Origin of the sequence: Parerythrobacter lutipelagi, assembly GCF_005434975.1 — a bacterium.
GTDB lineage: Bacteria > Pseudomonadota > Alphaproteobacteria > Sphingomonadales > Sphingomonadaceae > Parerythrobacter_A > Parerythrobacter_A lutipelagi.
Genome location: NZ_SKCJ01000001.1, coordinates 378304 through 396996, shown reverse-complemented (window position 1 = coordinate 396996; position 18693 = coordinate 378304). Strand labels below are relative to the sequence as shown.

The 18693-nt window shown below is 60.9% G+C and carries 22 protein-coding genes; 9 read left to right on the top strand and 13 right to left on the bottom strand.

The genetic code is table 11. The annotated features are described in order from the left end of the window. Positions 1 to 5: 5 nt before the first annotated feature. The 3 genes from E0502_RS02035 to E0502_RS02025 form a co-directional block, all read right to left on the bottom strand. Positions 6 to 548, bottom strand: a complete 543-nt coding sequence (locus tag E0502_RS02035; RefSeq protein WP_137676310.1) for a fasciclin domain-containing protein — start codon at positions 546 to 548, stop codon at positions 6 to 8. 14 nt (positions 549 to 562) lie between these two features. Then, entirely contained in the window at positions 563 to 1561 is a 999-nt protein-coding gene (locus tag E0502_RS02030) for a hypothetical protein (RefSeq protein ID WP_137676309.1), read from the bottom strand. 88 nt (positions 1562 to 1649) lie between these two features. Continuing rightward, complete coding sequence (locus tag E0502_RS02025) at positions 1650 to 2282, bottom strand: lysozyme (RefSeq protein ID WP_240048817.1); 633 nt, start codon at positions 2280 to 2282, stop codon at positions 1650 to 1652. A 161-nt stretch (positions 2283 to 2443) separates the two neighbouring features. On the opposite strand from E0502_RS02025, the gene E0502_RS02020 reads away from it, so the two are divergent. Beyond that, a complete protein-coding gene (locus E0502_RS02020) occupies positions 2444 to 3202 on the top strand; it encodes a hypothetical protein (protein ID WP_137676308.1) in 759 nt (252 codons plus the stop codon). 66 nt (positions 3203 to 3268) lie between these two features. On the opposite strand, the gene glnA is transcribed toward E0502_RS02020, so the two are convergent. From glnA to E0502_RS01995, 5 genes are all read right to left on the bottom strand, one after another. Then, the gene (gene glnA, locus E0502_RS02015; protein WP_137676307.1) at positions 3269 to 4678 is read right to left on the bottom strand and encodes a type I glutamate--ammonia ligase; all 1410 of its coding nucleotides are present in this window, start codon (positions 4676 to 4678) and stop codon (positions 3269 to 3271) included. An 80-nt stretch (positions 4679 to 4758) separates the two neighbouring features. Then, a complete protein-coding gene (locus E0502_RS02010) occupies positions 4759 to 5097 on the bottom strand; it encodes a P-II family nitrogen regulator (protein ID WP_137676306.1) in 339 nt (112 codons plus the stop codon). Between the two features lie 241 nt (positions 5098 to 5338). Continuing rightward, positions 5339 to 6274, bottom strand: a complete 936-nt coding sequence (gene argC / locus E0502_RS02005) for an N-acetyl-gamma-glutamyl-phosphate reductase (protein WP_137676305.1) — start codon at positions 6272 to 6274, stop codon at positions 5339 to 5341. Further along, positions 6271 to 6621, bottom strand: a complete 351-nt coding sequence (locus E0502_RS02000; protein WP_137676304.1) for a hypothetical protein — start codon at positions 6619 to 6621, stop codon at positions 6271 to 6273. The genes argC and E0502_RS02000 overlap by 4 nt, the downstream gene beginning before the upstream one ends. 87 nt (positions 6622 to 6708) lie before the next feature. Continuing rightward, a complete protein-coding gene (locus E0502_RS01995) occupies positions 6709 to 8100 on the bottom strand; it encodes a leucyl aminopeptidase family protein (RefSeq protein ID WP_137676303.1) in 1392 nt (463 codons plus the stop codon). A 72-nt stretch (positions 8101 to 8172) separates the two neighbouring features. On the opposite strand from E0502_RS01995, the gene map reads away from it, so the two are divergent. After that, positions 8173 to 9000, top strand: coding sequence for a type I methionyl aminopeptidase (map, locus tag E0502_RS01990; RefSeq protein ID WP_137676302.1), 828 nt, complete (start codon positions 8173 to 8175; stop codon positions 8998 to 9000). 75 nt (positions 9001 to 9075) lie between these two features. Continuing rightward, positions 9076 to 9459: a hypothetical protein gene (locus E0502_RS01985; protein WP_137676301.1), complete on the top strand. Its 384-nt coding sequence runs from the start codon at positions 9076 to 9078 to the stop codon at positions 9457 to 9459. Here the strand turns inward: E0502_RS01985 and E0502_RS01980 are convergent. Both E0502_RS01980 and ccmA read right to left on the bottom strand, forming a co-directional pair. Then, positions 9437 to 10090 (bottom strand): heme exporter protein CcmB, encoded by a 654-nt coding sequence (locus E0502_RS01980; RefSeq protein WP_137676300.1) that lies wholly within the window; start codon positions 10088 to 10090, stop codon positions 9437 to 9439. The two genes, E0502_RS01985 and E0502_RS01980, sit on opposite strands and share 23 nt — an antisense overlap. Next, positions 10087 to 10665 carry a heme ABC exporter ATP-binding protein CcmA gene (gene ccmA, locus E0502_RS01975; RefSeq protein WP_137676299.1) on the bottom strand — a complete coding sequence of 193 codons (579 nt, stop codon included), beginning with the start codon at positions 10663 to 10665 and terminating at the stop codon, positions 10087 to 10089. Before ccmA ends, E0502_RS01980 begins: the two co-directional genes overlap by 4 nt. 54 nt (positions 10666 to 10719) lie before the next feature. Here ccmA and E0502_RS01970 point away from each other — a divergent pair, with 54 nt between their 5' ends. Together E0502_RS01970 and E0502_RS01965 are read left to right on the top strand one after the other, a co-directional pair. Then, entirely contained in the window at positions 10720 to 11025 is a 306-nt protein-coding gene (locus E0502_RS01970) for a 4a-hydroxytetrahydrobiopterin dehydratase (protein ID WP_137676298.1), read from the top strand. Next, the gene (locus E0502_RS01965) at positions 11025 to 12149 is read left to right on the top strand and encodes a hypothetical protein (RefSeq protein ID WP_137676297.1); all 1125 of its coding nucleotides are present in this window, start codon (positions 11025 to 11027) and stop codon (positions 12147 to 12149) included. Before E0502_RS01970 ends, E0502_RS01965 begins: the two co-directional genes overlap by 1 nt. A 3-nt stretch (positions 12150 to 12152) precedes the next feature. Here E0502_RS01965 and E0502_RS01960 read toward each other — a convergent pair whose 3' ends face one another. The 3 genes from E0502_RS01960 to E0502_RS01950 form a co-directional block, all read right to left on the bottom strand. Beyond that, positions 12153 to 12965, bottom strand: coding sequence for an SDR family oxidoreductase (locus E0502_RS01960; protein ID WP_137676296.1), 813 nt, complete (start codon positions 12963 to 12965; stop codon positions 12153 to 12155). 77 nt (positions 12966 to 13042) lie between these two features. Beyond that, entirely contained in the window at positions 13043 to 15115 is a 2073-nt protein-coding gene (locus E0502_RS01955; protein WP_137676295.1) for an alpha/beta fold hydrolase, read from the bottom strand. 77 nt (positions 15116 to 15192) lie between these two features. Beyond that, positions 15193 to 15810 (bottom strand): DNA-3-methyladenine glycosylase family protein, encoded by a 618-nt coding sequence (locus tag E0502_RS01950; protein ID WP_137676294.1) that lies wholly within the window; start codon positions 15808 to 15810, stop codon positions 15193 to 15195. Between the two features lie 94 nt (positions 15811 to 15904). On the opposite strand from E0502_RS01950, the gene E0502_RS01945 reads away from it, so the two are divergent. The 4 genes from E0502_RS01945 to E0502_RS01930 all read left to right on the top strand — a co-directional run bounded on the left by E0502_RS01945 (position 15905) and on the right by E0502_RS01930 (position 18497). Further along, positions 15905 to 16222 (top strand): 2Fe-2S iron-sulfur cluster-binding protein, encoded by a 318-nt coding sequence (locus E0502_RS01945; protein ID WP_137676293.1) that lies wholly within the window; start codon positions 15905 to 15907, stop codon positions 16220 to 16222. 61 nt (positions 16223 to 16283) lie between these two features. Further along, positions 16284 to 17294 (top strand): cysteine synthase A, encoded by a 1011-nt coding sequence (locus E0502_RS01940; protein WP_137676292.1) that lies wholly within the window; start codon positions 16284 to 16286, stop codon positions 17292 to 17294. A gap of 59 nt (positions 17295 to 17353) precedes the next feature. After that, complete coding sequence (locus E0502_RS01935) at positions 17354 to 17734, top strand: hypothetical protein (RefSeq protein ID WP_137676291.1); 381 nt, start codon at positions 17354 to 17356, stop codon at positions 17732 to 17734. Further along, positions 17721 to 18497 (top strand): Gldg family protein, encoded by a 777-nt coding sequence (locus tag E0502_RS01930; RefSeq protein WP_137676290.1) that lies wholly within the window; start codon positions 17721 to 17723, stop codon positions 18495 to 18497. The genes E0502_RS01935 and E0502_RS01930 overlap by 14 nt, the downstream gene beginning before the upstream one ends. The last annotated feature ends 196 nt before the right edge of the window (positions 18498 to 18693 follow it).

Below are 18693 nucleotides of genomic sequence, written 5' to 3'. Positions count from 1 at the left end.
TTGTTTCATTCATCGGGTGGCACAACCAGAAGCCGATCGATCATCAGCAAGCCGCCGTTGTTGCCCTGCTTTTCCGCGCCGGTGAGTTTGGCCGACCTGTCGCTTTCGTTGAGCTTGACCGACAGGGCCCCGCCTTCGCGCGTGAATGTCAGTGTTCCGCTGCCGACCGTCGCGATCGATACGGAGCCACCACTGGATTCGATGGCGCTCTCGATTGCAGCCAGATCGAGTTGCCCGGGCATGATGTGATCGCGCAGGATCGCTGCAACCAGCGCAGACTGGCCATCGTCGGGATTGCCTGCGGCGATCGGGGACAAGGCTTCGTTGGAGGGCGCGAGGATTGTATAGCCGCCAGGCCCGTCGAAGACGGCCGAAAGACCGGTCCGGTCGAGCGCCGAAGCCAATGCAGCCGTATCATCCGAAGACCTGACCAATTCAGTCAGACTGCTATCGTTGATTTCAGTTCCGTCAGCTTCAACGGTTTGTTCAGTGCAGGCCGTGGTTGCGGCGAACGCCAAGGCTGCGGGAATCAGGTGCGAAATTTTCATGGTGACTCTCCCCCTCAGTCGAGCGCAAGCTCGATCGCGGCTGCGACCAGCCTCGTTTCCGGATCGAGACGATATACATATCCGTCCGAATAACGATAGTTGGCGTCTGGCCCGTCGCGATATTGGTCGCGATAACGATACGGCACGTTGTAAACATCATAACCAGTCGGTGCCGGCTGCCCGACAGCAAAGTCGTCGCCGGTCAAAAGCGCAGCGACTGATGTGATGGCGGCAGTCTCCGGGTCGACACGGTAAAGCACATTGTTGGCATAGCGGTAGCCGTTGGGCTGTAGTCCGTAATAGTTTGCGTAATATGGGCGCACCTCGACCGGGCGGTAGTAATCGGGCCACAGGTTTCCGGCCGCCAGGGCACCGCCAAGCAGCGGAATCGATGCAGATATGCGGCCATCGCGGCCCAGTCTCAGCAGGAAGCCATCGTCGTAATGGAACCGGCGATCGCCCAACCCGTCGAAGCCAAAGAAGGATGGGCGGTAGTTCGGCTGCTTTTTCGCCAGTCCGGGAGGCATGCAGCCATTGTACTTCTTGGCGAGGCCCGGCGGGCACCCCTGATAGGACGCTACGCGGCGGTCGTAATCGCGGAAGATACCGAAGCTGTCGCCGCGGTCGACAAAGCGGACATCGAGATCGCGCCCACCGCGATCATTTTTACGGCTATTTCCCTTGCCATTGTCTCGCTTGGCAGACGGGCCATTGTCGCGGAATGCCTTGCGGTCATTGCCCCGTGCAGCAGGCGCATTGCCGGCACCGCGATTGCCGTTGCTGCGCACCGCAGGCGCGCCGCGATCGTTGCCGCGCTGCTTCATGGCGGGCGGGCCACCACGCTTGTCCGCGCCGGCGTTGCCCCGGTTTGCTTTGGGGCCACCTTGCGACTTGGTGGCGGCCGCCTTGCTGTTGCCGTTTCCATTGCCATTGCCATTGCCCTTGCCGGGTTGTGCGTAGGCACCGCCCGAGGCGAGTGCCAGTGCAGCGACGGATGCGATCAGTAGACGCATTTGAATTCTCCTTTGATGGACTGAACGCGGGCGTCTTGTTGTGAGTTCCAAGATTTCTCGAACCCCACGCCGTTCCATCGCATACGACTCAGGGCGTTTTGTATAGCCTGGCCTCCGCCGTGCGGCGGCGGACCAGTCCTTTGAGTACGCGCCCTGAGGCTTTGTTCCAGCGGGCAAACTCCCGCGCCGTATCGCCATACCTGCCTGACTTGTGGCGCCGTGTCAGTGTCGCACGGCCAATCGCACCGGTGTTGTAATGGAAGCTGACCAGTGCATCGAACTGATTCTGGGTCGTCGGAGCATCGCCCAGTGCGGTAGCTACATCGGTGCCGTAAAGAACCAGATCCCGCTCCAGCCGGTCATCACATTGTTTCTGAGTCCAGACAGTGCCGGGCCCGATCTTGCCGCCATTGAAGAGGTCTGCCCCGGTTGTACCCCAGCCGATGGTCCATGGTTCGCCGCCTGATCCCGGGTCGGGATAGGCCTCGACCAACCCGTCGGTCCGCAAGCGCGCGCACCCTTCGAAACGCTTGATCAGGGCGATGCCTGCGGGGCCAACCATTCGTCGCACCTTAGGGGCAAGTGGAACATGTGGAACACTGTCCTGAACCTCGAATTTTTCGCAGGTTTCCGGTGTTCGCGATTGCGCAGCCTCCAATGTGCGCGCGACGAGATCGCGCAGGCTGCTAAACAGGGCACCTGACGGGCTAATAGAATGCATGGGTTCCTCCATAATGGGAAAGCGGCGTGAGCCTTTGGGGGGAGGTGGCCGGATCATGCACAAATCGTGCGAGTAGGAAAATGGATTGTGCGCCTCAAAACTGCACGCCTGGATTTACTCCGTGACTCGCAATGGCAATCAACTGGTATTAGGCTGTGATAATGGGACTATTTGCAACCAAACCACCGGTATCGCGGGAAGAATTTGATTGGCTGCTGGCGTGTTTTGCATGGTTGCGGACTGTCGTGGACGATGCTGATTTGCGGCAAGAACTGGTTTTGCCGGATCATTCCCTGTTGATGGCAGCGCAAACCGGCCCCGAACTGTTCGGAGCGGTACGAGGTCTGATGCAGATGTCAGACTGGCCTTGCCGGTTGGAAATGCTCGATGATGCTTTCGAGCCGGGTGATGCGCGGATCCAGCTGGAAGGCAGCAGCGCATGTGGCACATTTTCTGTCGAACAGGGGGAGGCGGTCATTCGTTATAGCGCAAGCATGTTGCGCAATCCCGATGCGCTGGCCGCGACCTTTGCCCATGAGCTGTGCCATTATCTACTGATGGAGGCAGGAGACCCGCCGGGTGGGCCGGATCTGATGGAGCACGCGACCGATTGCGCAGCGGCCTTTCTCGGTTTCGGTGTGCTGCTCGCGAACAGCGCGCGTCAGTTCGAACAATGGACCGATGGCGAATGGCAGGGGTGGCGCGCGTCGACCGCCGGATACCTGTCTGAGCAATCCCTAGTTACCGCGACAGCGCTGTTCGCTCGGCTGCACGGCCACAACGCCAAAATGGCTGAAGCTGGCCTGAAGCCTTACCTGAGATCAGACATGCGCAAGGCGGTAAAAGCGGTTGCCCGTGAGCATGATGATCTTGACCGCACTTTGCGGTCGATCGATCTGGCGGACTGGCAACATACGTGAGCAGAAGGAAAAAGGGCGCCCGGATTGCTCCGGACGCCCCAATTTCTGGTCACAATTACGCGCAGATCAGGCGCTGTAATACATGTCGAATTCGACCGCGCTGGGCGTGGTTTCCCACCGCGAGACTTCTTCCCACTTGAGTTCTGCGTAGGCGTCGATCTGGTCCTTGGTGAACACATCGCCCTTCAGCAGGAACTCGTGGTCGGCTTCGAGTGCTTCGAGCGCTTCGCGCAAGCTGCCACAAACGGTCGGAACATCGGCGAGTTCTGCCGGCGGCAGGTCGTAGAGGTTCTTGTCCATCGCTTCGCCAGGATGAATCTTGTTCTGAATCCCGTCGAGGCCAGCCATCAGCAATGCCGAATAGGCGAGGTAAGGGTTTGCCATTGCGTCGGGGAAACGGAATTCTACCCGCTTCGCCTTTTCACCGGCACCATACGGAATGCGGCAAGAGGCCGAGCGGTTACGCGCCGAATAGGCGAGCAGCACTGGCGCTTCGAAACCCGGAACCAGTCGCTTGTAGCTGTTGGTCGTCGGATTGGTGAATGCATTCAGCGCCTTGGCGTGCTTGATCACCCCGCCGATGTAATACAGGCAATTGTCCGACAGACCGGCATAACCATTGCCTGCGAAGGTCGGCTTGCCGCCGTCCCAGATCGACATATGGGTGTGCATGCCACTGCCGTTATCGTCCCTGATCGGCTTCGGCATGAAGGTCGCGGTCTTGCCGTAGGCATGGGCAACCTGATGCACGACATATTTGTAGATCTGCATCTCGTCGGCGGTCTTGACCAAAGTCGAGTAGGTCAGGCCCAGCTCGTGCTGGGCAGCGGCCACTTCGTGATGGTGCTTGTCGCAATCGAGGCCCATCTCGATCATGGTGGAGACCATTTCGCCGCGAATGTCGACCGCGCTGTCGACCGGCGCGACCGGGAAATAGCCACCCTTTTCACGCGGACGGTGGGCGAGGTTGCCGCTCTCATATTCCTTGCCGCTGTTGGTCGGCAGTTCGACATCGTCGATTGCAAAGCCCGAACCGGCATAACCGTCTTCGAACCGGACGTCGTCGAACATGAAGAACTCGGCTTCGGGGCCGACATAGACAGTGTCACCGACACCCAGCGTCTTCATGTAATTCTCTGCGCGCTTGGCGGTCGTGCGCGGGTCACGGCTGTACCAGTCACCGGTCGACGGCTCGACGATGTCGCAGAAAACGATCATCATCGGAGTCGCGCTGAACGGATCTATATACACCCGGTCGAGATCCGGTCTGAGGATCATGTCGGATTCGTTGATCACCTTCCAGCCGGCAATCGAGGAACCGTCGAACATCAAGCCGTCTTCGAATTCGTCTTCGCCCATGACACCTGCGACCATCGTCAGGTGTTGCCACTTACCCTTGGGGTCGGTGAAGCGAAGGTCTACCCATTCGATGCCTTCGTCCTTGATCTGTTTCACGATGTCTTTTGCGGTGGCCATATTCGGTCCTCTAGCAGATTGTGTCAGGGCTCTGTTCGTGCGGCTGGCGAAGCCCGCCCCGGGGCTCCACCGCCAATCGGTTAAATTGCGTCGTCGTTCTTTTCACCGGTGCGGATGCGCAGCGCGCTTTCAATAGGCGAAACAAAAATCTTGCCGTCGCCGATCCGCCCGGTCTGAGCGGAAGCAGCGATGGCTTCGACCACTTGCTCGGCCATGGTGTCAGGCACAACGACTTCCAGCTTAACTTTGGGGAGGAAGTCGACGACATACTCAGCGCCGCGGTAAAGCTCGGTGTGGCCCTTCTGGCGGCCGAACCCCTTGGCTTCGGTAACGGTTATGCCCGATACACCGACCTCGTGCAGCGCTTCCTTCACTTCATCGAGTTTGAAAGGCTTGATGATCGCTTCGATCTTTTTCACGTGGTCCCTCTCAACATTCCGGACCCTGCGCTCAAAGCCGGCTCCGCCATGCGGGTCGGCGCTCGGGTGGATCCACCATCATCCTCTATCCAAGAACCGTGCCAATCAAGGGTTGTTCCGACGAAGTCCCCCAAGCTTGCGGATTCACGCGATTCCGGCCAGTTTGCCAGTCCGATACTATGGCCGGACAAACGGCGGGTCGAGGCTGTTGCCCGGTTTCCCGGCAAGTGCTGCCCAGATTTTAGGCAGAAAGGGCGAGCCCTGTTTCTTCGGGCTGCCCGGTCATCAGGTTGAGCGATTGCACTGCAGCCCCGCTCGCGCCTTTGCCGAGATTGTCGAGCCGTGCGACCAGGCGCGCATGCCAGCCGCCCTCATTGCCGCAGACGAACAGTTCCATCCCATCATGGGGTTCTGCGTTCGTTTCGAGCAGAAGTTCGGCCACGGTACTGCCATCATGCACCGAAACGATCGGTGATCCGTGAAAGAAATCGGCCAGCGCGGCACGGAGTTGCTCTGCGGTTGGATCACCCTGCATCGCCCCGAGATGCAACGGAACTTCAACCACCATTCCGCGATAGGCGGGAACGACGGCAGGAGCGAAGATCACACCATGCACCAGCCCCGCGTGCGCTTTCATTTCTTCACGATGCTTGTGTGCCATGTCGTAGCCATAGGCACGAAACGCAATGTCGCTGCCATCGTCTTCGAACCGCTTGATCAGTGCTTTGCCCCCTCCGGAATAGCCGGACACGGCATTGATGGTGTAGGGCCAGTCGGCCGGGATAAGGCCTTTGCGGACAAGCGGCGCCACCAGGCCGAGAAAGCCGGTGGGATAGCAGCCGGGGTTGGAAATGAAGCGCGCTTTGGCAATTACGTCGCGCCCCACCAGTTCCGGAAAACCATAGGTCCAGCCATCGTCAACACGATGCGCGCTCGAAGCGTCGATCACGCGCGTCCTGTCATTCGCAATCATCGTCACGGCTTCGCGCGCGGCATCGTCGGGCAGACACAGAATCGCGATGTCGCAATCGTTGAGCGCCTCCCGCCGTGCTGCCGCATCCTTGCGGGCAGCGCCGTCCAGTGCGAGAATGGAAAATTCGGTGCGACCCGCAAGCCGCTGACGGATTTCCAGGCCGGTGGTACCCTCGGCACCGTCGATGAAAATGCTGGTGGTCACTGGCCCTGCGGGACGAGGGCGGAAGCCGGAAGCCAGCCGCTTGGCCCCTCCGGCCCAACAGCGCCCCAGGCCCATTCGCCGGCGGTATCGAGCAATTCGAACCGGCTGCCCGCGTTCAGTTCGGTAACAGCGCCTGATTCTTCATTGGGTGCCAATCGCAGGGTTACGGATGCGCCGCCAATTGCGCGAATTTGCGGCACTGCATAATGCGGAACGAGAAACCGGTCGGCCAGCGCAATATGAGCGATGTCGCCGCGCAGCGGTAGTGTGCCGGGGGCGGGGCGCGCGACCGGGCCGGACAGGCGAAGCTGTTCGGTTGGAACCTGGTATTGCGTCACGTCACTCACGGCCCGAATGCTTGCCCCTGTTGGATCGACCGCACAAGCGGATGCGCGCGCTTATCCGCTGGAAAGGCGAACCGCAAGTTCAGCCGGTCAAGATTTGGCGCCGTAACGTGCCTTGAGCATGTGGAATGCGGCGCGCAAGCCGTAGGCGGCGCCACCCTTGGGGCGGCCGGGCTTGGCAAACGGACGCCAGGCAAAGGTGTCGAAATGCGCCCAGTCGATGCCGTCGCCGACGAATTTGTCGAGGAACAATCCAGCGACACTCGCCCCGGCATAGGCATTGCCATGCGCGTTGTTCATGTCTGCAATGTCCGAATTGAGCCATTCGCGATACGCGTCAGGCAGTGGCAGGCGCCACGGCTCGTCATCATTCGCCTTGCCCGCTTCGATCAGATCGGCGGCGGTTTCATCGCGCCGCGTCATCAGGGCCGGCAGGTCCGGGCCGAGCGCGACACGGGCCGCACCGGTCAGGGTTGCAAAGTCGATGATCAACTCAGGCTCGTCTTCGCTTGCACGGGTCAGCGCATCGCCCAGGATCAAACGGCCTTCCGCATCGGTGTTGCCGATTTCCACCGTCAGGCCCTTGCGCGTCTTGAGCACATCGCCCGGGCGAAAACTGTTCGATGAAATTGCGTTCTCGACTGCCGGTACAAGCACATGGAGCCGCACTGGCAGCCCTGCGCCCATCACCAGATCGGCCAGCGCAATGGCATGGGCCGCGCCGCCCATATCCTTCTTCATCAGCTTCATGCCTGCCGCGCTCTTCACGTCAAGGCCGCCGGAATCGAACGCGACGCCCTTGCCGACGATAGCGATTTTCGGATGGCTTTCGTCGCCCCATTCGATCCGGCACAGGCGGGGGGCAAAGCCTCGCGCTGCGGCGCGGCCCACGGCATGGATCATCGGATAACCCTGCTCCAGCGCGTCGCCCTTGGTGACCGTGAAGCTGGCATTGTGACGTTTTGCGACCTTCTCGGCCTCGGCTTCGATCTCGGCAGGGCCCATGTCTTCTGCAGGGGTGTTCACCATATCGCAGATCAGCGCGACGGCCGATGCTTCTGCGACCGCTGCATCGATCCGTTTGACCTGTTCGGTCAGGAGCACACGCGGGCCCTGCGCCTTTTCGTCCTTGGTATATCGATCGAACAGGTATTGGCCCGTGATCCATCCATGCATCGCCGGTCCGGCTTCCGCTCTCACAAGGCGGTAAGCCCCCTCGGGCAGCGTCTCTGCCAGCTTGGCAAGGCACCAGCTCGACAAGCTTTCCGGATCGGCCACCCCGCCAACTGCGAACCAGTTGTCGCCATCGGGCACGATGCCGACCTGATACCCGCCGCCGTCGAATTTTTGCGCTTTGAGCGCCGCGCGCTGGCCCGCGGAGAGGGACTTGGCCCAGCTATCGAAACCGTCGCTGTTGACGAGGTGGATTGAAACCGCGTCTTGCGCGCGGTCGGGCTGGATCAGCTTGCTGTAATCGGTCATGCCCATCCAGATAGAGCAATCACAGCGCGTTCCAAGCTCGCAATTCGTTTGCAGCCTCGCTACATAGCGCGAATGACCGAATACCAAGTGATCGACAGCCGCGACACCGTTCTGCGTGACGGGACCATCAAGCTTCACGGGCCGGATGGCTATGAAGGTATGCGCAAGGCAGGCCAACTGGCCGCGCGCATCCTCGACGAGATTACGCCGATGGTGCAGCCCGGTGTCTCGACCGGCGAACTCGACGACAAAGTGCGAGAGCTGACGCTTGATGGGGGAGCGGTGCCTGCGACCATGGGCTATCGCGGCTATGCGCACAGCTGCTGCATCTCGATCAATCATGTGGTTTGCCACGGCATCCCGAGCGAGAAGACTCTGAAAGACGGCGACATCGTGAATATCGATGTCACGCCGCTGCTCGACGGATGGCACGGCGATACCAGCCGAATGTTCCTCGTTGGCGATGTGCCCTTGAAAGCTCGGCGGCTGGTCGATGTGACCTATGAATGCCTGATGATCGGGATCGACAAGGCACAGCCCGGCGCGCGACTGGGCGATATCGGTGCTGCGATCGAGGAACACGCGCGGCAGTTCCGCTACGGCGTTGTGCGCGAATTCTGCGGCCACGGCCTCGGCCGCCTGTTCCACGACGCGCCCGAAGTGGTTCACGCAGCGAAGGCGGGGACGGGTCCTGAACTCAAGCCCGGCATGTTCTTCACCATCGAACCGATGATCAACCTCGGCAAGCCCTGGGTCAAACTGCTGAGCGACGGCTGGACTGCCGTGACCCGCGACAAGTCGCTGAGCGCGCAATTCGAACACTCGATCGGGATCACCGAGACCGGGAACGAGATTTTCACCGGAAGCCCCAAGGGCTGGCACAAGCCGGGGGACTATTGAGTGGCACTTGCTTTCGGGCGCAACGCGAGTTCGGTCGCAACTATCGCAGCAATTTTTGGGCTCTTGCCAGCTCCATTGAGTGCGCATGAGGCGACTGCAAATTACGGCGAAGAGCGGTGTGGTGGTCTTTCCTCCGACTGGACTGCGAAGGCTCCCGTGCCGGATGCGCTTTACAACCGGGTGCTTGTCGGTTCCGAGGGGATTTTCTGGAATGATTCTCCGATCGATCAGGCAAAGCTCGAAGAGCTGCTCGGGTTGACCGCCAAGATGCCGAGCAAACCGGCAGTGCTCCTGACCGTCAAGGAAGGGGTCGATTGCAACACTGTTCATCGAATACGCAGTGTAGTTGAAAAGCAAACGGGCTGCGGAAGCAAGCAAACGTGCCACGAGATACGCGAGGCGGACTGGGCTCGGATTGCGCCCGATCCTTCTTCGCTCAGCCCTCCCGCGCGGCCCTGATCGCGGCACCGCCCGCAAAGGGCGCAATCGCCACCAGCACCAGACTGATCGCGCCGCACAGCGCAATCGCGCCGTAGTCCTGCCGTTCGAGCGCGCCTGCGCCGAAGATCAGGATCGGCACCGCGAGCGGGATCAGCAGCAGTCCGGAAAGCGCCGCGCCGGTCCTCAGCCCTGCGGTCAGCGCGGCGATGGTTACACCGATCGCGGCGAGGCCGGGCGTGCCCGCCAGCAGCCCGGCAAGCACCAGCCGGAGGCTTTCGCCCGACAAATTGAGCAGGGCCGCCGCCAGCACGCTCGCTAGCAACAGCAGCGGGGCGAAGCTCAGCCAGTGGGCGAGTACGCGCACGGCAATGACAATTTCCTCCGACACACCGCGCAGGGCAAGCTGGTCGAATACGCCCTGCTCGACATCGGGCGCGACCAGCCGGTCGAGCGGCAATATGCTGGCGAGCAGCGCGGCAACCCAGATCACTCCGCCGCCTGTCCTGGCAAGCAATGGCGCGTCAGGCCCAACCGCAAACGGAAACAACATCGCGACAGCCAAGAAGAACAACAGCGGCAACATGCTTCCGCCGCGTCGTCCGCCGGGAAGCAGATGCGACAAATCGCGGAGGAGGAGGCGGCCGATCACTTCGCAAAATCCTCGATGGCGAGCGTCCGTCCGCCCTCGATGGCAATCGTCTGGTGCGAGGCAATCACCGCGATCCCGCCACCGTGGCAATGTTCAGCGACGATCCGCTCGACCAGCGCCACCGCGTCGCGGTCCAGCCCGTTGAGCGGTTCGTCAAGCAACCAGATCGGCGCGCTTTGGCCGAGCAGTCGGGCAAAGGCCGCGCGCTTGCGCTGGCCAGTCGAGAGATAACGCACGGGCACGTCAAGCAGGTCGCCAAGCCCGAGCCGGACGAATTCGTTGTCCGCCGCGCCGTCGATCCGCTGCCAGAAGCCGAGCGCTTTGCCGAGCGGGGAGTGTTCATCGAGGGAAGGGCGCTCGTCCACGAGGCCGATTCCGCCGCTCCGCGCAAGTGAGCCGGAATAGGCAGGCATCAAGCCCGCGAGGATACGCATGAGGCTCGATTTGCCGATGCCGTTCGGTCCGGTGATGTGGATCGCATCGCCGGAAGATAGCGACAAATCCAGCCCGCGGAACAACAGGCGGTCTCCGCGCCGACAGGCCAGTTCACGCGCGGTTAGGCTGCACTCTTGCATGGTGGGTAGCGTTAGGCGAAACGCTTGCCAGCCACAAGAAATTGGAGAATTTGCATGAGTGTCGCCGAACTGACCGCCGACGAACGGGCCGAACTGATAGAGGCGCATCCGAATTGGTCGCTGACCCGCGAAGGAAAAGCGATCGAGCGGAAAATCAAATTCAAGGATTTCAACGAGGCTTTCGGTTTCATGACCCGTGTCGCGCTGATCGCCGACAAGCACGACCACCATCCCGAGTGGTTCAATGTCTACAACAAGGTCGAGATAACGCTGACGACACATGATGTCCCCGGCGAAGATGGCGGCCTTTCGGTCCGCGACGCTGCGATGGCGGCGGCAATCGACGCAATGGTCGGCTGATGCGTCTGCTGTTTGCCCTGCTGCTGGCTTTGGGGTTGGCAGGATCGGCGCTTGGACAGGAGAACGAACAACGTCCCGAATGGGTCGGGGTTTGGGAAGGCAGGATCGGCAACTACCCGGTCGTCATGTGCCTCGACCACTGGCGCTTTGGCGGCAGGTCGGGCAGTTACTATTATCTCTCGCAGATGAAGCCGATCCATTTGCGCAGCGGTGATACATCCGACCAGTGGGTCGAAGGCGGCTATGACGGTGTGGTTGGGTCGAAGGAGATGCCTGCTCTCGATTTTACCGATATCGGTGAGGACCAGATCACCGGCATCTGGCGTGCGGATGCGCGAAGATTGCGGATCGAACTCGCGCGCATTCCCGACGGTGCGGAAGAATATTACAATGCCTGCGCCTCGAACAACTTCATCGCGCCGCGCGTGATCGCGCCGGAATTCACGCGAGAGGATGCCGAATTCGAGGGCCTGCGCTTCACGAAGCTGACCTATGTAGCGCCGCCCCGGTTCGAAGATGTCGACATTGCCGGGTTCACTTTCGCACCGGTCGAGCCGGGGGACCACAAGATCGTGGACTGGCTTGCCGCCCGACTGCCGCAGGGCAAGGTCGAAGACGACTTCCTGCAATGCCTCGCCGGTGGCATCGGCGCGCATGGGGTCGATGGCTACTATTCGATGAACCTCTCACCCGATTTCGTGAACGCCGAATTCCTCGCGCTGTCGAGCGGCAACAGCAGCTATTGCGGCGGCGCGCATCCAAACCATTGGCAGGAATATTTCACATTCGACCGCCAGACCGGCGCGCAGCTTGATCCGTTCGACTGGTTCAATTCCGACGGTATCGGTGAGACCGAATACGGTTCGAAAATCATGATGCCGCCGCTGCGCGAAGCGATTCTGAAGCACTGGCCGGTCTATGCGGACGAAGCGGACGATTGCTCCGGTTTCGCGACCGACCAACTGTGGTGGAATTACCAGCTGCGGCGTGAGGGTGTGCTGTTCCAGCCCGATTTCCCGCATTTAATCACGGTGTGCGAGGAACAGCTTATCGTCCCCTGGTCAGAGCTTGAGCCGTTCCTGAGCGATGCTGGCAAGGCGCTGCGCGACCGCGCCGGCCGATAGAGCTTACTCGCCCAGCAACTGGATCGCGCCCCGGTCGCGCGCTTCCTTGCGAACGCGGCCGGGCATCCAGCGCGCGGCGAAAGCGATCCGCTTGGCGGTCTTCCCCACCGGCCAGTGCAGCTTGTCTTCATGCACGGCACGCCAGGCGGCCTCCGCCACTTCTTCCACCGGCGTGATTTCCAGCCCGGCCTGCTTGACCCGCACCCTTATGTGCTCGTTGGTTCCGGCATTGGGCACCATATCGAGCAGCGGCGTGTCGATGAAACTGGGCATGAGCGAGCGGACTTTGATGCCGAACGACGCCCATTCGCCATCGAGGCTCTCGGTAATTCCGCGAACGCCGAACTTGGTCGCGCAATAGACCGAACCGCCCGCGCTGCCATAGATCCCGGCTGCACTGGCGGTGTTGAGCAGGCACGAGCCAGGCGCGGTCTTCTTGAGATGCGGCAATACCGCCTGCGCGCCGAACAGCACGCCTTTCAGATTGATATCGAGGCAGCGGGTAATTTCATCGACGCTGTTCTCGCTCAGCGAGCCGCCGATCGGAATGCCAGCATTATTGGCCAGCACATCGATCCGGCCGCCCGCTGCCTGTGAGAACGCCTCCAGCGCATCGTCCCACGCGGCGCGGTCGCGCACGTCGAAATTGACGCTGAAACTCCCCCCTTCGCCAAGCATCGCGGCGGTTTCGGCCATGCCACTATCGCTGATATCGCCGAGGCCGACGAACCAGCCTTCCGCAGCGAACCTCTGCGCGATCGCGCGGCCGATGCCCGAGCCGCCGCCGGTGATGAAAATCGCTTTGCGCTCAGCCATGATATCCTCTCCCAAAAACAAACCGCGCGAAAGCATCTAGCCCCGCGCGGTTCGCTTGTCAGCCACTTACACCGATGTCAGTCGGCGAGAGCGTCGCTCAACCCCTGCACGAAGTCCGCCCCTTCGGCGATCTCGGCGGTCGAGGCCGAGACCGTCTCACCGAGAGGCTCTGCGCGTCCGCCAAGGCATGTCGCGAGGAAATTCTCCGTGACCGCGTTGAAGGCAATGTTGTTTTCCGGCTTGGCGAAGCCGTGGCCCTCATCGGGAAACAGCACATAGGTCACGGGGATCCCTGCGTCTTTCATCGCGCCGACAATCTGGTCGCTCTCGGCCTGCTTGACGCGCGGGTCGTTGGCCCCCTGGCCGATCAACAGCGGCTTGGAGATCCGGTCCGCCTTGTACAGCGGACTGCGTTCCTTGAGCATCGCGAGGCCTTCTTGCGTATTGGGATTTCCCATCCGCTCGTGGAACTGCGCGATCAGCGGCTCCCAATAAGGCGGGACAGACGCAATCAGTGTTTCGAGATTGGACGGGCCGACGATATCGACCCCGCAGGCAAAGGTGTCGGGCGTGAAAGTCAGCCCGGCGAGTGTGGCGTAACCTCCGTACGATCCGCCCATGATTGCGACCTTGTCCTTGCGGGCGATGCCTTCTTCAATCGCCCAATTGACGGCGTCGATCAGGTCGTCATGCATCGCCTTGCCCCATTCGAGGTCGCCGGCCGAGATGAATTCCTTGCCGAAGCCGGTCGAGCCGCGGAAGTTGACACTGAGCACCGCATAGCCGCGGTTCGCCAGCCATTGGTGGTGGCTGTTGAAGCCGTAGCCGTCGCGCGCCCACGGGCCGCCATGAACCAGCAGCACCATCGGCACCGCAGCGTCCGGCACACCGTCACCGTCGCTGTCACTGCCCGGCGGAAGCGTGAGGTAAGAGGGCAGGGTGAGCCCGTCGCGGCTGGTCAGTTCGAGCGGGTGCATCGGTTGGAGCGGTGCGCCTTCGAGTTCCGGCCTCGTAGTGTAGAACTCGGTCAAGGTTCCTGCCTCGCGATCATAAACGAAGGTCTTGCTCGGGCTGGTCAGCGGATCATTGCCGATGATCCATTTGGTGTCGTCCTCCGTGCGCGACTGAACGCCGAATTCGCCTTCGAGTTGCGATTCGAGGAAGTCCAACGAAGCCTTGATCTCCGGGTCGATCGCAGTCCACTCGGTCTTGAGATAGGTGAAGCTGTAGGCCTCTATTTCCCCGGTCTTGGGATCGGCCATCGCGCCGCTGATATCCGCCTTCGGATTTTGCGCGATGATCCGCTTCTCGCCGGTTGCGACATCTTCTGCGATCAATGCAGCGGTGTTGCGTCCGCGGCTGTCGATCCAGTACATCGTCTTGCCGTCAGTGGTGAACCCGGCGGGTTGAGTGGTCAGACTGTCTTCGAGGCCGGTGCTTTCGCTCGGCTCTTCTGCAATCGCCCCGTCGATAATCTTGTAGAAATCCATTCCGCCGGACGGGTTGGGCCGAATTGCCATGCGCAGGTCGAGATTGTCATCTGCCAGGAAGCCGGCAAATCCATCATTCTGCATGACCATTTCAAGCTCGCCGTTGTTGAGATCGAGCAGGTGAGCGTCATGGAATCGGGCATCGCGGTTGTTGAGGCCGACAAGCACCTTGTCGCGAATGGTCTCGGACGTGGCAAAGATCTGCACGCGCGTGTCTTCGAACGGGGTCAGAGTGCGCTCTTTGCCCGAGGCGAGATCGATCCCGTAGAGCAGGAAGTTTTCATCCCCGCCCTTGTCCTGCACATAGAGCAGGCTGTTGCTGTCCGGCGCCCAGAAATACGAGCGGATCGGCCGATCAGTCGCCGAAGTCATTGCCCTGGCGTCATCCGGATTGCCTGTCGGAGCGAGCCAGATATTCATCACCCCGTCTTTCGGGGCGAGCCAACTCAGCCACTTGCCGTCCGGGCTGATCCGTCCGTTCGACCGGGTCGGATTGCCGAACAGATCGTCGCGCGGAATGAGGGCTGCAGCTTCGGAAGTCTGGGTCATCGATGCTCCGTTGTTGAGATGGTGGTCGGCGATGGCCGATGTGGGGGTTGCTGCGGCGAGTGCAACACATGCAGTTCCCGCGAGCAGGGCCAGGGCTTGGCGAATTGGCATGAAATCATCTCCCGATTTTTGACAAGGGAGCTTTACAAAATGCTTGGGAAACTTGCCAACTGCATTCGACCAACTGCTTACAGCGCAGGATTGTTGTAGCTGTGCCAGGTCAGGATCGCGATCGCTCCGCGATGCGGACGCCAGTTGTCGGCGAGCGTGCGGGTGGTCTTTTCACTCGGTCGCTCTTCGTGGCCCAGGATTTTGCCGATGCCGGCTTGTACGGCCAGGTCGCCAGCAGGCCAGATGTCGGGGCGCCCTTCAGCGAAAAGCAGATAGATTTCCGCGGACCAGCGCCCGATGCCTTTGATCCGGGTGAGTTGCTCGATCGCCTCTTCATCATCGCCAGATAGTTTGTCAAAATCGACTTCACCTGCCTCAACGAGCTCACACAAAGAGCGGGCATAACCCTGTTTCTGGCGCGACAGGCCGCAAGCGCGCAAAGTGTCGAAGTCACGTTTGAGCAGGCAGGCGGGGGTAAATTCCGCGCCCAGTTCCGCCTCGAGCTTGTTCCACATCGAACTGGCCGCAGCGACGGAAACCTGTTGGCCAACTATGGTGCGCAGCAATGTCTTGTAGCCGGTCGGGCGAATGCGCGGTTCCGGATACCCCACCCGGTCTCGGGCGCGCGCTATGCCCGGCTCCATCGCAGCGACATGGTCGATTCCCTCGCGAATTGCCTCGGCACTCAATCCCATGCTTCGATTCCCGTCTCTTGCCAAATGGGCAGCCATTCCTTAGCTGCGCGGTCCGAAGGCCTTTTGGTCCAATGCAAACGGAAAGCAAAGCCACATGCCCAAGCTGATCGTCGTCAACCGTGCCGGTGAAGAGAGCGAAGTCCAGGTTGAAGACGGCCTGACTGTGATGGAAGCCATCCGTGACAACGGCTTCGATGAACTGCTGGCGCTGTGTGGCGGTTGCTGCAGCTGCGCGACCTGTCATGTTCAGATCGACCCGTCCTTCAAGGACAAGCTGCCTGCCATGAGCGAAGACGAGGACGACTTGCTCGAATCCTCGGATCACCGGGAAGACAATTCGCGTCTCGGCTGTCAGATTCCGTTTACTGCCGATCTGGATGGTCTGAGGGTCACGATCGCACCGGAAGATTGATTTGCAGGCTGCGTAGCGCATCTGCGTTGCGCGCAATCTGGCCACTGCTTAGCTGTCGGACATGATTGCTCCACCGCTGCGCTCCAACGCTATCGACCTGATCGGCAATACGCCGCTTGTCCTGCTCAAGGGACCGAGCGAGGCGTCCGGTTGCGAAATTTACGGCAAGTGCGAATTCGCGAACCCCGGTGCATCGGTGAAGGATCGCGCCGCCCTCTATATCATTCGGGACGCCGAAGCGCGCGGCGATCTGAAGCTGGGCGGTTGTGTGGTCGAAGGTACGGCGGGGAACACCGGGATCGGCATCGCACTGGTGGCCAATGCGCTTGGCTATCGCACGATCATCGTGATGCCGGACAACCAATCGAAAGAGAAAATGGACACGCTCCGCGCGCTCGGTGCGGAGCTGGTGCTGGTGCCGCCGACGAAATATTCCGACTGCAATCATTTCGTGCACACCTCACGCCGTCTGGCGGAAGAGACGGACGGAGCCGTCTGGGCCAATCAGTTCGACAACACCGCCAACCGCAAAGCGCATATCGAAGGGACCGCACAGGAACTTTGGGAGCAGCTCGAAGAGAGGGTCGACGGCTTCACCTGTGCGGCCGGCACCGGCGGCACCATTGCGGGTGTGGGCATGGGCCTCAAGCAATTGGACGAGACAGTCGCTATTGCGCTGACCGATCCGCATGGCGCGGCGCTCTACAATTACTATGCAAATGGCGAACTTGCGGCTGAAGGATCGTCTGTCGCCGAAGGTATCGGGCAGGGGAGGATTACCGGGAATCTGGAAGGCGCTCCGATCGACACGCAGTTTCGCATATCGGATGAACAGGGTCTCGAATGGGTCGCACGTCTGCTGCGCGAGGAAGGGCTTTGCCTAGGCCTTTCCAGCGGGATCAATGTGGCTGGTGCGGTGGCGCTGGGCCAGTATCTCAAGCGCCAAGGGCGCGACACGCCGCGCGTCGCGACAATCCTGTGTGATACCGGTTTCCGTTACCTTTCAACGCTCTACAATCGCGACTGGCTCACGGCAAAAGGCCTTCCTGTGTTCGACTGGCTCAAAAACTGAAGCACGATCGCAGGCTGTTCATGATTGCGCTCGATTCCAGCGCATAGTAGTATCAATCCATGGCTAACCGGTTTCTTGAACGTGTCTTGAAAGGCAATGAAGGCGCGATCCCGTCCGCCGCGCCTCCTTCCGCTGTGCCACCGCTCGGCGGGACGCGGTCGGAAGCGGTGCACCGGCTGCAAGTCGGCTTGTCGGGCATTGCTTCTGTGGTGCTGATCGTCGCCTTGGCTGATACGATTATGAGCCGCGCCGATGAAAGCGAGGCCAGCGCGGTGCCTGAAGCTGCCGCGACGGTTGAGCCATTTGAAGGCGACAGTCCGAGAAATGATCCGCTGTCGGAAGCCGGGCTTGTGCCTGACCTGCCGACATCACCCACGCCGTCCCCCACGGCGTCCTCTGCTGTAGTTCCGGCAGAAGGTGGCCCAGTTGAAAACAACTAGCTGGGTGCTAGCGGCGCTGGCTCTGCTGTGCGCGGTTGGTATCGCCTTTTTTGCTTCGAACACGGACGAGGACGACAGGCTGCAGTTGGGGCTGGTCACCTCATTGCCTATCTATTGGGCCGAATCCCCGTCGATTGAATCCATGTTGGCCGATGAACAGGAACCGCACTGGGTTCGCGGCAAGCTCGAACGAACCTACCAGCTGCAACCGCTCGATACTCTGGCGCAGGTCAGCGGCGACGGCACACCGTCGGATGCCCTGGCCAAGCTTGACTACCTATTGTTGGCCCAGCCGGCTGCAATGCCGCCAGCCGATCTGGTCGCGCTCGATAGCTGGGTTCGTGGGGGTGGCCGGGCGCTGATCTTCGCCGATCCGATGCTGACTGAAGAAAGCCTGTTCGGCTTTGGCGACAAGCGCCGGCCGCAAGACATAGTGACGATCGATCCCTTGCTCGCTCGCTGGGGGCTGCGGCTCGCGTTCGACGGCGATCAGCGCGCCGGGCCGAGGATTGTCGGGTTGTCGGATCCATATGCTGCCGAAACGCTGGTTGATCTTCCCGGGACGTTTATCGGGCTGGATGGACCCGATGCGGCCGCTGATTGCACAATCCGCTTTGAAGGACTGGTGGCAGATTGCAGCGTCGGCTCGGGCAAGGTGCTGCTGGTTGCCGATGCGGCGATCTTGCAGGCCGACCTGACGCTCGAAAGCGACATACCGGAGAGCGCTCTCGACAGCTTTCTGGCGCAAGCATTCGGATCATGAGCCTCGGTCGGGGATTTGCCGGGTGGGACTCGGGTGGTGGCTGCAAATCACACTGCAACTGGGACAATTTCCGGGACATTGGGCCGATTGTGGGGATTCTCCTTGGCGCCATTAACCTAATTTATAGATATTAAACAATGCTTTAGCAGTTTTTCCCGAGATTTCCCTTAATTTTCCCTTTAATCGCGTGAATTCG